Raw genomic sequence first — 13,478 nt, 5'->3', positions numbered from 1 at the left:
CTTCTACCTCTATCCTTCATACTTCTTCAAAAGAAGGGTTGCATTGTGCCCGCCAAATCCAAGGGAATTGGTGAGCGCACATTTGATCTCTTTTTCGACCGGTGCGCCAACTGCATAGTTCAGATCACATTCTTCATCACATTCCCTGGTTCCAACGGTCTGATGGATAAATCCATCCTGAATAGATTTTACAGTAACGATACACTCTACCGCACCTGCCGCACCAAGAAGATGACCGATCATGGATTTCGTTGAATTCACAACCACATCCTTTGCCGCATCACCGAATGCTTTCTTGATCGCATAGGTTTCAAACAGATCATTATGGTGCGTACTGGTTCCGTGTGCGTTAATGTACTGCACTTCTTCCGGCGTCACACCGCCCTCTTCCATCGCAAGCTCCATCGCCTTTGCCGCACCGCTTCCGTCTTCTGCAGGGGAAGTGATATGGTAAGCATCTCCGGTTGCCCCGTAACCTGCAAGCTCTGCGTAAATCTTTGCGCCTCTTGCTCTCGCATGCTCCAGCTCTTCCAGAACCACCACACCGGCTCCTTCTCCAAGAACAAACCCACTTCTGTCTTTATCAAATGGAATTGATGCACGCAATGGATCTTCTCTGGTAGTAAGTGCGGTAAGTGCGGTAAATCCGGCAATCCCCGTCGGACAGATACAGCTTTCCGTACCACCTGCAAACATTACGTCCGCATCTCCGTACTGAATGGCACGAAGCGCATCCCCGATACAATTGGTTCCCGTTGCACACGCTGTAACAACATTTGTGCACTTTCCTTTAAGCCCAAGCTGGATCGATACATTTCCGGCTGCCATATTGGAAATCATCATCGGAACCATCAGTGGTGCCACCCTTCCCGGTCCCTTTTCCTGAATCGTCGTGTACTGCTTCTCAATCTGCTGCAAACTTCCGATTCCCGAACCGATGATCACGCCACAACGGTACGGATCCTCTTTTTCAATTTCAAATCCCGCATCCGCACACGCTTCCTTCGCCGCTGCAACCGCATACTGGGAAAATGTTTCCATTCTCTTCGATGCCTTGAAATCCATCCGTTCCTTTGCAACAAAGTCCTTGACTTCCGCTGCGATCTTCACTTTATATTCGGTTGTATCAAATTTTGTGATCGGACCGATTCCTACGGTTCCATTTTTGATACCGTTCCAGAATTCTTCTACTGTATTACCAATCGGGGTAATCGCTCCAAGCCCCGTAATAACAACTCTGCGCTTCATATTGCCTCCTTTGGTGTGTTGTTGACTGTTTCACTTTTTGATAAAATTTATCATCTTATAAGTATTTTTAGGTTAAGTTGAATGACAAACTGTACAAAAGATGTCATTCAAATTCATTTTTCGAGCAATGGAGATGAGACTCAAAGGATTGTGGAAGCCTTTGCTGACACAATCCTTGTTTTAGGAGGCTCATCGGAATGGTTTGCGAGTCTGAATTTGAAGGACATCTTTTGTACAATTTGTCCCTCAACCTTCTCTGCAACCATTTCTACATCACCATTCCCCCATCGACCTGCAGAACCTGCCCCGTAATGTAACTCGCATGCTCAGACGCCAGAAACGCCACTGCCTTCGCGACATCTTCTGGGTGTCCCATTCTGGCAAGAGGGATCTGACCTCTCATTTCTTCTTTGAGCTTATCGGAAAGAACTTCTGTCATCTCCGTTTCAATGAAGCCCGGTGCAACCGCATTAACCGTGATTCCGCGGGATGCCAGTTCTTTTGCCGCAGATTTGGTCATTCCAATAATTCCTGCTTTAGATGCAGCATAGTTTACCTGACCGGCATTTCCGCTGATTCCAACTACAGATGCAAGATTGATGATCTTTCCGCTTCTCTGCTTCATCATCTGTCTGGATGCAAAACGGATGCAATGGAAAGTTCCTTTCAGATTGACATCAATGACATCGGAGAAATCTTCTTCACTCATACGCATCAGCAGACCATCCTTTGTGATCCCTGCATTATTTACCAGAATATCGATTCTTCCAAACTGCTCGATCACTGCTTTTATAAATGCTTCACATCCCTCGTAATCTGCCACATTGCACTGCATACACTGGGCACATCCACCCTTTTCTACAATTTCATGTTTTACTTCATCTGCTTTTGCTTCAGAACCATTGTAATTGATCACAACTGTTGCTCCCTGTGCAGCCAGCTCCTTCGCAATTGCCTTTCCAATTCCACGGGACGCGCCGGTAACCACCGCGATCTGTCCTTCCAAATTTGCTCTGTCTGTCATATGCTTTTCCTTTCCATTGCCTGTTTTTTACACCAGTTCAGCAATTACTTTTTCCATATCTTCCCAAGTTTCGATATTATATACTTTGACACCTTTGTCGATACGCCGCATAAATCCGGCGAGTGTTTTTCCCGGTCCGATTTCCACAAAAGTGTCTACACCATCTTCAATCATAGTTCTCACACTTTCTTCCCATCGTACCGGTGAAGAAATCTGTTTTGCAAGAAGTGCCTTTGTCTCTTTGATATCCGTCACATATTTTGCCGTAACATTCGTCACATAAGGAATGGCAAGTGGTTCAAAATTTCTCTTCTCCATTTCCTTCGCAAGCTCTTCGCCTGCACTTTCCAGCATCTTTGAGTGGAACGGACCACTTACATTTAACAGAACCGCCCTTTTTGCTCCGGCTGCTTTTAAAGACTCTGCTGCCTTTTCTACCGCTGCGGTCTTTCCTGTAATTACAATCTGTCCCGGACAGTTATAATTTGCCACAGACGCACCCGGAATTTCTTCCGTCACTTTTTCAATCGTCTCTCCATCCAGTCCCAGGATTGCCGCCATGGCTCCTTCACCTGCCGGAACGGTATTCTGCATCAGAATCCCTCTTTTTCTCACAAGAGAAATGGCGTCTTTCGGCTGCATACCTCCCGCTGCGCTGATCGCACAGTACTCTCCAAGGCTGAGCCCGGCTGTCACATCCGGTGTAAGACCTCTCTTTTCAATCTCGGCTGTCATTGCAAGACAGGCTGTTACCATGGCTGCCTGAGTGTATTCTGTCTGATCCAGCTGCTCATTTTCTTCAAAGCAAAGCTTTGTCATATCAAGTCCCAGCTCTGCTGTTGCTGTATCAAAAATCTCTTTTGCAAGTTCACTGTTTTCATAAAAATCTTTTCCCATACCGCACTTCTGCGCGCCCTGTCCCGGGAAAATGAATGCTGTTTTATTCATAAAATCCTTTGCCTCCGATCAGTGCATCCGTCTCACTTACCAGCTTTTGGATCAGGTCTTTACAGCTCATGATCTCTTTTATCATGGCTGCACTCTGTCCCGCCATTACGCTTCCGTTTGTCACATCTCCGTCTACAACGGCCTTTCTTAAGCCTCCAAGTGTAAGGTGCTCAAGTTCTTCAAAGGATGCACCGTTTTTCTCAAGGTCCAGATATTTTTTCGTCATTTGGTTGCGAAGTGCTCTTACCGGATGTCCTGTGCTTCTTCCGGTTACTCTGGAATCAATGTCCTTCGCTTTGATGATCGCATTTTTATAATTTTCATGTACGATAGATTCTTCGGTCGCAACAAAATGGGTTCCCATCTGTACGGCTTTTGCTCCCAGCATAAATGCTGCCGCAATTCCTCTTCCATCTGCGATTCCTCCGGCTGCGATTACCGGAATCTTCACTGCGTCTACAATCTGTGGAACCAGTACCATAGTCGTATTTTCTCCGATGTGTCCTCCGGATTCACATCCTTCCGCAACAACTGCATCTGCCCCGCACCGTTCCATTCTTCTTGCAAGTGCAACGGATGCAACCACCGGAATGACTTTAATTCCTGCTTCTTTCCACATTTTCATATATTTTTCCGGGCTTCCGGCGCCTGTCGTTACAACCTTTACGCCTTCTTCCGCTACTACTTTTGCCACGTCCTCTGCATAAGGACTCATCAGCATGATATTTACTCCAAATGGTTTATCAGTCAGCTTTTTTGCTTCTCTGATCTGTTCACGTACCCACTCAGCCGGGGCGCTTGCAGCCCCGATGAGCCCAAGCCCGCCGGCATTTGATACGCCGGCCGCAAGATGATACTCAGCAACCCAGGCCATTCCGCCCTGGATGATCGGATACTCGATTCCAAGTAATTCGGTTACTTCTGTTTTCATATTACAACCTCTTTCTGTCTGTGTTTTTGCGATTCTTATTTTTTCAGTCCTTCGATGTATGTTACAACACTTCCGATTGTCTTGAGATCACCGATTGCTTCCGTATCGATTTCCACACCAAATTCATCTTCAAATGTCATAACCATATCCATCAGATCAAGGGAATCTGCTCCAAGAGATTCAAAAGTTGTCTCCTCTGTGAGGTCTGCTACGTTTACGTCAAGTCCTTCTGCTACGATTTCTTTTACTTTTTCTAACATGTTCTTAGTCTCCTTATTGTTTGATTATTTTTATATTTACCACTCTATGAGTGTGGCTCCCCAGGTGAGTCCGGCACCGAAGCCGCAGAGAACAATCTTCTGTCCTTTGTGGAAGCGACCGGTTTTGTTCAGTTCATCCAGGAGGATTGGGATGCTGGCGGATGATGTATTACCGTATTCTTCAATGTTGACCGGGAATTTTGCAAGGTCTGTTTTCATCCGTTTTGCCACAGATTCGATGATCCGTAAGTTTGCCTGATGCAGAACGAAAAGATCAATATCTTTCTCGGTCAGATCTGCTTTTTGCAGAAGTTCTCCAATGACTTCCGGCACTTTTTTTACGGCAAATTTGAAAACTGCCTGTCCATCCATGGATACATAAGTCTGTTTTTCATTTTCTTTGTCCTGCCAGTTTTTCTGCTGACGGCTTTCGCAGGCAAGTACCTGTCCTTTTGCTCCGTCAGAATGGGTAACTGCCGGAAAGATTTCACCTTCTTCTGCACAGATCACGGCTGCTCCTGCCCCGTCACCAAAAAGAATGCAGCTTCCTCTGTCTTTCCAGTTGACAATTCCGGATAGGGTTTCACTTCCGATCACCAGAATGTTCTGATACATTCCGGCTGCTATGTAAGCCTGCGCAGTATTGTAGGCATACACAAAACCGCTGCATGCGGCACTGATGTCGAAACAGGTTGCATTTACTGCTCCCAGCTCTTTCTGAACTTCGCAGGCAGTGCTTGGGATCACGGTGTTTGGCGTGATTGTAGATACCAGGATCAGATCCAGATCGTCTGCATTTAATTTTGCATCTGTAAGTGCATTTTTTGCCGCTTTTATCGCCATGCTGACTGTTGTATCTTCTTCTGCAATATGTCTGCGCACAATTCCGGTCCGTTCACGGATCCATTCATCATTCGTCTCCACAAACTTCGCGAGATCATTGTTGTCGTAATAATGCTCCGGTATATAAGAACCGGTACCGCATATCCTTCCTCTCATGGTTGTTCTCTCCATTTATTTTTGTTTTAAAATCTTTTTCGTCTAAAATATTTTTATATTCAAACTATTTGATAATATAACATAATCGGAATGATTTGACAAGAGGGAAATTTTTTTGTTTGACGCGAGGGGCAAATGAATGGAAAAGAAGAGTTCCTGTTCTCTTCTTTCCCATTCATCTGCCATTCAAATCGGTACAAAAATGACGTGCTTTAGTCTCTGTATTTTCTGTTCTGAGTACAAAAAATCCTGCGGTTTTGCCAATTCAAAATCGCAGGATTTTTCTTATTCTATAACTTCCTGATATGCCTCTTTCGTCTGTTCTCCGCTCCGGCGGATCCCTGCAAACAAAGATCCGGATATATTATGCCATACACTGAAGATCGCCCCCGGAAGGGTTGCCAGTGGATTTGCCGCGAAATTGGCAGTCGCAAGGGAAATTGCAAGTCCACTGTTCTGCATTCCGACTTCGATGGCAATAGCGGTTGCCTTATCGTACTCAATATGTAAAATTTTCGCTGCACCAAGTCCGATTCCCATTCCGCAGAGATTGTGAAGCATCACAACTCCAAGAACCAGAAGTCCGCAGCTTAAGATTTTTTCTGCATTGACGGCTACGATTCCGCTGATGATCATTACGATCGATACAACTGAGATCAGTGGCAGAACCTCTGATATTTTCTGGATCTGTTTTCCCCAGACCCAGTTGATCAGAATTCCCAGAAGTACCGGAACCAGAACAACCTTTACTACAGAAATTACCATTGCCCAGAAGGATACCTCTACCCATGCTCCGGCGAGTACATACACCAGAAGTGGTGTTACAATCGGTGCCGCAAGAGTTGATGTGATCGTCATTCCGACAGAAAGCGCCACATCACCTCCGGCAATATAGGTGATCACATTGCTTGCCGTTCCGCCCGGGCAGCAACCAACCAGGATCACGCCAAGTGCCAGATCTGTCGGCAGCTGCATCAGCTGACACAGGATCCACGCAATCACCGGCATGATCGTGTACTGTGCGATGAATCCGATCAGGATTTCTTTTGGTCTGGAAAAGACTCTTTTGAAATCGTCCATCTTGATCGTAAGCCCCATGCCGAACATGGCAACTCCAAGAAATACAGAAGTGTAGCTCGTTGTCCACGCAAAGCCGTCACGCCAGAAAAATGCAATGATGGAAAAACAGATAATGATGATCCCGATATATTTTGTAAGAAAAGAGCTGACCTTTCCCACTTTTTTCATTCTGTTTTCCATAGGCTATACCTCATAGCTGAAATTGTCGATCAGCCTTGTTTTTCCAATATAGACTGCCATGGCAACCAGAACATCTTTTTCCACACTCTCGACCGGCTGCATATCCAGTGCATCTACCATGGATACATAGTCGATCTTTGCAAGCGGCTCTGCTTCGATCACTGCGCGCATCTTTGACAGGACTTCTTCTGCCTTAATTCCCTTGCAGATCGCCTCCTGACCGGTTTTAACGGCTCTTGAAAGGCACAGTGCAGCCCTTCTCTCTTCTGCGCTTAAATAGGTATTTCTGGACGATTTGGCAAGTCCGTCTTCCTCACGGATGATCGGGCAGCCTACGATCTGGATATCAAAATTCAAATCCTGCACCATCTTGCGGATGATTGCAAGCTGCTGTGCATCCTTCTGTCCAAAATAAGCTCTGTCCGGTGCTACAATATTGAATAATTTGGAAACAACCGTACATACCCCTTTAAAATGGATCGGTCTTGTCTTTCCGCAAAGGGTATCAGATAACGTATCAATACTTACGTAAGCATATGGATCATGATACATATCCTTCGGTTCCGGATGAAAGATCAGATCTGCTCCAAGGCTCTCACAAAGCTCACTGTCACGTTTAAAATCTCTCGGGTATGCTTCCAGGTCTTCTGTCGGTCCGAACTGTGTCGGATTGACAAAATCGGATACCACAACAATATCGTTTTCCTCACGGCATCTCCTTATCAGGCTTGCATGCCCTTCATGTAAGAATCCCATGGTCGGTACAAGACCTACGGTTTTTTCTTCTTTTTTCCAGTTCTTAACTAATTTTCTTGTCTCTTCGACTGTTGTTGTTACCTGCATGATAATTCTCCTCTTTATAATAAATTCGGAGATAGCCTCTTGTTCTGAATTCAACAAATTTCATTTTGTTTTTAGATTCCTTATTTTTCCTGGTCTTTCAACAACCCATGTTTTTCATAATTTGTCACACGGCTGATCTTATTTTCATCATCCACGAAAACAACTTTTGGTTTATGTTCTTTGGCTTCTTCTGCCTCATAATTTGCATAACACATGATAATAACCTTATCACCTGTACTTACACATCTTGCCGCAGCGCCATTTAAGCAGATCATTCCGCTTCCACGCTTACCACAGATCGTATAAGTTTCAAATCGGCTTCCGTTATTCACGTCCACGATCTGAACCTTCTCATATTCCATAATTCCTGCTGCCTCCAGCAGTTCCTCATCAACGGTAATACTTCCCACGTAATCTAATTCTGCCTGTACTACCGTAGCACGATGAATCTTTCCTTTTAGCATCTCAACTGTCATGTCTTACTCCTTTTCTGTCCGGAAACACGTAAAACAAAAAAGCATTGTCAAGGCATACTTCTCCCTGCAAATGCTTCTGCTATTCTTCGTATTCCCTGAGTCTTATTTTACCTCTTAATAAATATAAGCTCCTTCTCCGCCAATTTCTGACGGAAACGATTTCGATATGAAATTGTTGTGATTCAGTCAGAGTATAGTTTTGTAGTTTTCAAATACTACCTCCGCGGATATTATTGCACCTTGACAAGAGATTGTCAATCCGATGTTCTCATGTATTTAATTCAAGACATCTGTGCGGAAGATGGGGCGCAACTCGTCCGGTGGACGAGTGCTCTGCGCCGACCGTAGCGGAGCGAAGACCTGGACCCTGGGTTCAGGGATCGCTTCGGTACAATAAAAGAAAACCTCAGGCGAATCACCTGAGGTTTCTTTTATTATGCGGAAGATGGGACTTGAACCCACACGCCCTTGCGAGCACTAGAACCTGAATCTAGCTCGTCTGCCATTCCGACACTTCCGCGTCAACAAAAAGAATCTTATCACATACCAACCGGTTTGGCAAGTGTTTTTTATGTTTTTTTTGACTTTTTTTACATTTCATTAAATTACATCAATTATTTTGAATGCAGTTTGCCGCATCAATTGTAATTACCAGAAGAAGTCCCATCAATTCATCTGCCGGATTTGCAAAATCCAGTACATAAGTATCTCCCCAGTGGAATAATTCTTTTGTAATATGTACCACAGGACTGCATGCTTCATAGATATCATAATTCCATCCCATGAAATCTCCTTCTACATGCCATCCATTAAACTCAACATCATACTTCGGTCGAAACAATGTAAAACGCTTTTCAATCCGTCCAAGTGTCTGCCCATTCACTTCAATTTCAAACACTGGAAGTAATGACATCACTTTTTCTTTAATCAACCCGAGTTCGTTCCCTGCCATATCATATACATGCAGCCGGTGTCCAAGCGACAAAAACTCTGCTTTTACAAAATACTTCGCATTTTCATTCTCATCATAAACATCATATGAATCTGTCCATGAAAAAACTCTCTGCTTAACAAGTAATTTCATACGCTACTCCTACTCCGGAAATTCATACTTCCTCAATTCGCAGTTCTTAATTCCAAATGCCGCAAACTCTTCATTCGTCATATCATAAAAATAAGACTGGATTACTCTGGAAATTCCATTATGTGCAACCAGTAGATAAACCTTATCATCCGCTTCTTTCCGAATATCATCCAGAAGATTGTAAATCCTCTGGCACAGATGAAGCATTGTCTCCCCGCCTTCGAAATGATTGATAAAGTTCTGTTTTGCCTTTTTGAACTCCTCCCCATTTCTCGGAGTGGACTCATATTTTCCAAAATTCTGCTCCTTCAGGCGCATCTCCTCACGCATCGGAATCCCTGTTACCTCCGAAATATGGCGCGCGGTCTCCTTCGCCCGGACAAGTGGCGAATATAGGATCTCGTCAATCTTTACGCCCTCTTCCTTAATCTTTCTTCCAAGCTCCATTGCCTGCTCATGTCCAAGCTCTGTCAGCTCGATATCTGTCGCACCACAGATTTTATTTTCCACATTCCATACAGTCTGTCCATGTCTTGTAAAATAAAAATGTCCCATTATTCTTTCTCCCAGTACGCTTTATTTGCCGAGCATTTCCGGACAAAATGTTCCGGTAAATGCGCATAATGTTTTCCAAAATGATAGGCAAGATACCGAACCGCACTTCGCGCCGCCACTTCACCTAAATATTCCTCCATATGATTCCGCTTCAGAAGCGCTGAAGTCACACGGACCAGCCGCATTCCTTCTTTTCCAGGTTTTGTATTTTCAATCATCTCCGGATGCTCCGCATGCGCAACCCCGATATCAAAGTTACGCTTCCAGAGTTCGCGCAGATTGTCATTGCGATAATACAGAATCTCAGCCTCTGGCGCATAAACCGTCTGCCAGCCCTTTTCCAGAAGTCTTCTCGCCGCGAGCATGTCCTCTCCGGCGATCATCCTCTTTCCAAAGCCTTCTGTCTCCAGATACGCACTTCTTCTGTACGCTGCGCATACATTAGAATTGAAAAATGTCCGGATTCCAAGCTTTCCGGTATCTTCCAAAGACTTTGTCATACCTTTCGGCGGATAGTTAAACTGTCTCACACAACACTCGATCGGACTGCATTCATCATCTGTCATATGCCTTCCATACACGACCGCCGTCCGCTCCTCTTTAAACGGTTCTGTCAGCTTCTCTACCAGATATCGGTTCTGTGGTATCGCCGTCTGTACCATAAAAATCACAATATCCGAATCCAGTTCCCGTAAGATCGCATCTCTGCTTCCTGCCCGGTCATATTCCTCCTTTGGAGTATATCGGACCTCAATTCTTTTATCCATATAGATTTCCGGGATTTCCCTATCAATCGGATTCTCATAAAGAACTTCAAGCAAAATTCTGTCCGGCATTACACTCTGTCTCAATAATCTCTCTATACTCATTTTCAGTCGTCCATCTGGTCGGAATACTGGAATAACAATCTCAATATTCAAGTCATCATCTCATTTCGTTTTTCTTACTAATCAGTATATACAAATTTTTTTCCAGCTTATATCCTGATTTACTTACAACCATTATGCTGCATATTCTTCTTTTTTCTTCCTATCCATCGAGGAAAGTTCCTTAAGCTCCCTCACCATGAAATATCCGCAGACGATTGCTGCTGCCGCATCTGCAATTGGTCCGGCATACATAACCCCGTCAATTCCCATAAACAATGGAAAGATCACGATCAGCGGCAATAAAAAGAAAATCTGTCTTGTCAGGGACATAAATACACCCAGCTGCGATTTTCCGATGGAGTTGAAAAAGTTCGATGTAACCGGCTGGATTCCATTGATAAGCGTAAGGAACATATAGATCCGGAAATACCGCTCTGAAAACTGAAAATACAGCTCACTTCCCGAACCAAATACGCTGATGATCTGTCTCGGGAATACCTGGAAACAGAAAAATGCAATTCCGGAAAGAACGGTTGCAGTTCCAAGTGCGAGCAGGTAGCTTTTCCGTACCCGTTCATACTTCTCTGCGCCATAGTTGAAGCCGATAATCGGCTGGATTCCCTGGGAAATTCCGATAACAAATGACATAAAGATCATATTTACTTTTGTAATGATCCCGGCACAGGCAAGCGGAATGTCACCGCCATATACAGACTGTGCTCCATAATGCGACAATGTATTATTCAGTACGATCTGTACGATCGTCATTGCAATCTGGTTAAAGCAGGCACTGGCACCGAATTTGAAAATATTCTCGATATGTCTTCCCGTCATATGGAAACTTTCCTTTGTAAGCCGGATCGTTTTAAAATGGAACATATACCGCAGACTGATGCAGAACGAAACGATCTGTCCTATGATCGTAGCAAGTGCTGCGCCCCTCATTCCCATATGCAGCCCAAAAATAAAAATCGGATCCAGAATTGTATTTACAATAGCACCCACCAGCATAGATGTCATCGAATACCGCGGACTTCCATCCGCAAGGATCAGCTTACTCATCCCCGTATTTGCGATCAGAAATGGAAAGCCAATTGCCGTGATCCGTGTATATTCCTGTGCATACGGAAGTACCTCCGATGTGGCACCAAAGAATTTCAGCATCGGAGTCAGAAAAATCGTCGTTACTGCAAAAAGTGCAATCCCGAAAATTGCCATCAGGCAAATTCCATTTCCCGCATACTCTGCAGATTCTTTTTCTTCTCCTGCACCAAGCTTCAATGAAAAATTGGTCGCACTGCCGATTCCAAGCAGCAGTGAGATTGCCGTACAGGAAGTAGAAAGCGGAAACGCAATATTCGTTGCTGCATTTCCCAGCATTCCCACACCCTGACCAATGAAAATCTGATCTACAATATTGTAAAGAGCTGTTACCAGCATGGAAATAATGCATGGAATCGCAAATCCAACCAGTAGTTTTGATTCCTTTTCATACCCAAGCGGATTGTCCTGCTCATTCACTGTATTTGCCTTTTTATCTCTCACCTTTATAGCCTCTCCTTTTCATTCAGCTCAACTGCCCGAAGTGCTGCTTTCTGCAAAATTCCCGGAAATATCTCTTTCTCTTCCTCTGAAAATATTTCCATAATCTCCTGATCACATCTGGACAGGATTTCCTCGATCTGCTCATAAGTCTCCTGCGCCTTTTTAGTCGGATATAAATGACAGGTTCTCCGGTCTTCCCGACTTGGTTCCTTCGTCATATACCCTTTTTCTTCCAGTTGGGTAAGTGCTCTGCTTATATTGCTCGGATTCCGATAAATCTCATGGAAAATGCATTCTCTCGTTATTCCCGGGCTCCTGCATACTTTCAATATATAAACAAACTGACTGCTGTTGATTCCAAATGTCTCCAGCCTTCTGTCCAACAGACTGTTCAGATTCAAACTCAATATAGCTGTCCACTTTACCAGATCTTTCATCGGTCTTTGAACCTTATGTAATTCAGAAGTCATATCTTTTCTCCTTCATTTTATGGCAAATGCTCCTTCATCTATGCAACTATTTGCGCACGCAAATATCTTACAATCAACTCTTACAAATGTCAATAAATCAAACCTGTTGATTTCATATATCATTGTTTATTTTTTTATACATTATCTATTGACTTTCTCTTTTAGAATCCATATAATTACATCAGCTAAGATTAACTGGATTTAGGAGGTAATTTGTAATGATGAAAATTTATAAAAAACCAGTAATTTCTATAGATAATGAAATTTCAGAAGGAGTATATGCCGCAAGTGGTGCATCCAAGGGAACACTCGATGTTACTTACCATGGCGTGTGGGACCGCTGGGGAACCAATGGTGGAAAAGGACTTGCTATGGCAAACTGGTCCAATATTGATGGTACGATCACTTTGGTTATCAATTTCAATGATAAAATTGACCAGGTTGAAACAACTGATGCATCTGTGAATGCAACATGTTCAGGACAGACCGCAACTCTTACCTTTGCAAGTACTGCTGAGAATCCACTTACAATCGGTGTTCATCTGAATCATGGAACATCCATTGATAACTTAAAAATGAAAGATTTTTCTTATTCTGTACTCTAATATAAAGGATTTCATATAACAGCTTCGTTTGAGGCTGTTGTATTTTATTGCACAAAACTGCATTTTTTCTCAAAAAATATTGACTCTTTTTTTAGATTGTATTCTATATAAAGAAAACATATTCAAAACCAGTCGTAACAATAGATATAGACTTAGCCGAAGACGTATACGCTGCAAGCGGATGTTATACAGTATCTGCTTATATCCATCAGAAACCTGAAACCGGACGTGGTGATTACCGCATTCAGTTAAATGGACAACATTGGATTTGGTGATCTTGTAGTCACATCTGATACAGGTCTTGCTATCACAGGCGTAAGTATCACTGACTAATTTTAAACACTGCTAAAAATTCTAAATC

General features: G+C 43.6%; 15 protein-coding genes and 1 tRNA gene. 1 reads left to right on the top strand and 15 read right to left on the bottom strand.

What is annotated here, in order from left to right:
- Positions 1 to 9: 9 nt before the first annotated feature.
- From fabF to PGW42_RS04420, 15 genes are all read right to left on the bottom strand, one after another.
- Positions 10 to 1,248 carry a beta-ketoacyl-ACP synthase II gene (fabF, locus tag PGW42_RS04490; protein WP_270202900.1) on the bottom strand — a complete coding sequence of 413 codons (1,239 nt, stop codon included), beginning with the start codon at positions 1,246 to 1,248 and terminating at the stop codon, positions 10 to 12.
- A gap of 268 nt (positions 1,249 to 1,516) precedes the next feature.
- Positions 1,517 to 2,272 carry a 3-oxoacyl-[acyl-carrier-protein] reductase gene (gene fabG, locus PGW42_RS04485; protein ID WP_117823463.1) on the bottom strand — a complete coding sequence of 252 codons (756 nt, stop codon included), beginning with the start codon at positions 2,270 to 2,272 and terminating at the stop codon, positions 1,517 to 1,519.
- Between the two features lie 27 nt (positions 2,273 to 2,299).
- Positions 2,300 to 3,220 (bottom strand): ACP S-malonyltransferase, encoded by a 921-nt coding sequence (fabD, locus tag PGW42_RS04480; protein WP_270202901.1) that lies wholly within the window; start codon positions 3,218 to 3,220, stop codon positions 2,300 to 2,302.
- Complete coding sequence (gene fabK / locus PGW42_RS04475) at positions 3,213 to 4,151, bottom strand: enoyl-[acyl-carrier-protein] reductase FabK (RefSeq protein ID WP_117834920.1); 939 nt, start codon at positions 4,149 to 4,151, stop codon at positions 3,213 to 3,215. Before fabK ends, fabD begins: the two co-directional genes overlap by 8 nt.
- Positions 4,152 to 4,186: 35 nt before the next feature.
- Positions 4,187 to 4,411 carry an acyl carrier protein gene (locus PGW42_RS04470; RefSeq protein WP_117557679.1) on the bottom strand — a complete coding sequence of 75 codons (225 nt, stop codon included), beginning with the start codon at positions 4,409 to 4,411 and terminating at the stop codon, positions 4,187 to 4,189.
- Between the two features lie 36 nt (positions 4,412 to 4,447).
- On the bottom strand, positions 4,448 to 5,410 hold the full coding sequence (locus tag PGW42_RS04465) for a beta-ketoacyl-ACP synthase III (protein ID WP_022220152.1): 963 nt from the start codon (positions 5,408 to 5,410) through the stop codon (positions 4,448 to 4,450).
- 285 nt (positions 5,411 to 5,695) lie between these two features.
- Positions 5,696 to 6,670, bottom strand: a complete 975-nt coding sequence (locus tag PGW42_RS04460) for a bile acid:sodium symporter family protein (protein ID WP_270202902.1) — start codon at positions 6,668 to 6,670, stop codon at positions 5,696 to 5,698.
- Between the two features lie 3 nt (positions 6,671 to 6,673).
- Complete coding sequence (gene panC / locus PGW42_RS04455; RefSeq protein ID WP_270202903.1) at positions 6,674 to 7,513, bottom strand: pantoate--beta-alanine ligase; 840 nt, start codon at positions 7,511 to 7,513, stop codon at positions 6,674 to 6,676.
- Positions 7,514 to 7,593: 80 nt separating this feature from the next.
- Complete coding sequence (gene panD / locus PGW42_RS04450) at positions 7,594 to 7,989, bottom strand: aspartate 1-decarboxylase (protein ID WP_055156306.1); 396 nt, start codon at positions 7,987 to 7,989, stop codon at positions 7,594 to 7,596.
- A 437-nt stretch (positions 7,990 to 8,426) separates the two neighbouring features.
- Positions 8,427 to 8,509: transfer RNA gene (locus tag PGW42_RS04445), tRNA-Leu, on the bottom strand.
- 90 nt (positions 8,510 to 8,599) lie between these two features.
- Positions 8,600 to 9,073 carry an LURP-one-related/scramblase family protein gene (locus PGW42_RS04440; protein WP_117823453.1) on the bottom strand — a complete coding sequence of 158 codons (474 nt, stop codon included), beginning with the start codon at positions 9,071 to 9,073 and terminating at the stop codon, positions 8,600 to 8,602.
- Positions 9,074 to 9,082: 9 nt separating this feature from the next.
- On the bottom strand, positions 9,083 to 9,628 hold the full coding sequence (locus tag PGW42_RS04435; RefSeq protein ID WP_055156301.1) for a histidine phosphatase family protein: 546 nt from the start codon (positions 9,626 to 9,628) through the stop codon (positions 9,083 to 9,085).
- Positions 9,628 to 10,548: a glycosyltransferase gene (locus PGW42_RS04430; RefSeq protein ID WP_270202904.1), complete on the bottom strand. Its 921-nt coding sequence runs from the start codon at positions 10,546 to 10,548 to the stop codon at positions 9,628 to 9,630. Before PGW42_RS04430 ends, PGW42_RS04435 begins: the two co-directional genes overlap by 1 nt.
- Before the next feature lie 81 nt (positions 10,549 to 10,629).
- Positions 10,630 to 12,042 carry an MATE family efflux transporter gene (locus tag PGW42_RS04425; RefSeq protein WP_270202905.1) on the bottom strand — a complete coding sequence of 471 codons (1,413 nt, stop codon included), beginning with the start codon at positions 12,040 to 12,042 and terminating at the stop codon, positions 10,630 to 10,632.
- Between the two features lie 2 nt (positions 12,043 to 12,044).
- Complete coding sequence (locus PGW42_RS04420) at positions 12,045 to 12,512, bottom strand: MarR family transcriptional regulator (protein ID WP_270202906.1); 468 nt, start codon at positions 12,510 to 12,512, stop codon at positions 12,045 to 12,047.
- A gap of 218 nt (positions 12,513 to 12,730) precedes the next feature.
- On the opposite strand from PGW42_RS04420, the gene PGW42_RS04415 reads away from it, so the two are divergent.
- Positions 12,731 to 13,117, top strand: coding sequence for a hypothetical protein (locus tag PGW42_RS04415; RefSeq protein ID WP_270202907.1), 387 nt, complete (start codon positions 12,731 to 12,733; stop codon positions 13,115 to 13,117).
- Positions 13,118 to 13,478: the final 361 nt, after the last annotated feature.

Origin of the sequence: Coprococcus sp. TM115-187 (assembly GCF_027679115.1) — a bacterium.
GTDB classification, from domain to species: domain Bacteria; phylum Bacillota; class Clostridia; order Lachnospirales; family Lachnospiraceae; genus Allocoprococcus; species Allocoprococcus comes.
The sequence above is the reverse complement of the archived record's forward strand: the minus strand, read 5'-3'. Positions and strand labels throughout refer to the sequence as shown.

Excerpts from the sequence above, each read along its gene's own strand:
- PGW42_RS04435 (WP_055156301.1), bottom strand. The coding sequence starts at position 9,628 with ATGGGACATTTTTATTTTACAAGACATGGACAGACTGTATGGAATGTG.
- panC (WP_270202903.1), bottom strand. The coding sequence starts at position 7,513 with ATGCAGGTAACAACAACAGTCGAAGAGACAAGAAAATTAGTTAAGAAC.
- fabF (WP_270202900.1), bottom strand. The coding sequence starts at position 1,248 with ATGAAGCGCAGAGTTGTTATTACGGGGCTTGGAGCGATTACCCCGATT.
- PGW42_RS04470 (WP_117557679.1), bottom strand. The coding sequence starts at position 4,411 with ATGTTAGAAAAAGTAAAAGAAATCGTAGCAGAAGGACTTGACGTAAAC.
- PGW42_RS04465 (WP_022220152.1), bottom strand. The coding sequence starts at position 5,410 with ATGAGAGGAAGGATATGCGGTACCGGTTCTTATATACCGGAGCATTAT.
- PGW42_RS04440 (WP_117823453.1), bottom strand. The coding sequence starts at position 9,073 with ATGAAATTACTTGTTAAGCAGAGAGTTTTTTCATGGACAGATTCATAT.
- PGW42_RS04420 (WP_270202906.1), bottom strand. The coding sequence starts at position 12,512 with ATGACTTCTGAATTACATAAGGTTCAAAGACCGATGAAAGATCTGGTA.
- PGW42_RS04415 (WP_270202907.1), top strand. The coding sequence starts at position 12,731 with ATGATGAAAATTTATAAAAAACCAGTAATTTCTATAGATAATGAAATT.
- panD (WP_055156306.1), bottom strand. The coding sequence starts at position 7,989 with ATGACAGTTGAGATGCTAAAAGGAAAGATTCATCGTGCTACGGTAGTA.
- fabG (WP_117823463.1), bottom strand. The coding sequence starts at position 2,272 with ATGACAGACAGAGCAAATTTGGAAGGACAGATCGCGGTGGTTACCGGC.
- fabK (WP_117834920.1), bottom strand. The coding sequence starts at position 4,151 with ATGAAAACAGAAGTAACCGAATTACTTGGAATCGAGTATCCGATCATC.
- fabD (WP_270202901.1), bottom strand. The coding sequence starts at position 3,220 with ATGAATAAAACAGCATTCATTTTCCCGGGACAGGGCGCGCAGAAGTGC.
- PGW42_RS04460 (WP_270202902.1), bottom strand. The coding sequence starts at position 6,670 with ATGGAAAACAGAATGAAAAAAGTGGGAAAGGTCAGCTCTTTTCTTACA.